This window comes from Streptococcus sp. HMSC074B11 (assembly GCF_001808705.1).
Taxonomy (GTDB): Bacteria; Bacillota; Bacilli; order Lactobacillales; family Streptococcaceae; genus Streptococcus.
Window position 1 is genome coordinate 1 of record NZ_KV794272.1, and the last position, 568, is coordinate 568.

Here is a 568-nt window from a genome sequence, read left to right on the forward strand (position 1 = left end):
GATGAAGTTCCAGTAACTGTTAAGGTAGTAACTCCAAACACACCAGCGCCTGTAACTCCAAGTACAGATGCGGATAAGAACACACCAGTAGCTAAAGATCAAACAGTGAACAAAGGAGAAACTCCAAACGCTAAAGATTCAATCGGAAACGTAGGAGACCTACCAAATGGAACTAAGTTTGAGTACAAGACACCAGTTGATACAACAACACCAGGTGACAAAGACGCTGTGGTAGTGGTAACTTACCCAGATGGCTCTAAGGATGAAGTTTCAGTTAAAGTAACTGTTGCAGCTAATGTAGCTCCAGCTTCTGATAACACTCCAGCTAAGAAAGCAGGAGCGAAAGAATTGCCAAACACTGGTACTAAACAATCTAACGCTTCACTTGGACTAGCACTTCTTGCAGCAGTGACAGGAGGACTCCTCATCGCTAAAAAACGCGAGGAAGAAGAGTAATAAAATACTCAAATAAAGCAAAACTGAGAATGATTATTCTTTAACATTGCTAGAAAAACCGTAAGAAGAAATTCTTACGGTTTTTTGATTATGCGACTTTCAGTCCGTCTCG

General features: G+C 41.0%; 1 protein-coding gene. It reads left to right on the forward strand.

Annotation, left to right across the window (positions count from 1 at the left end):
* Nucleotides 1-456: Rib/alpha-like domain-containing protein (locus HMPREF2619_RS05020; protein ID WP_148130368.1), on the forward strand; the 456-nt coding region annotated here is incomplete at its 5' end.
* Nucleotides 457-568: the final 112 nt, after the last annotated feature.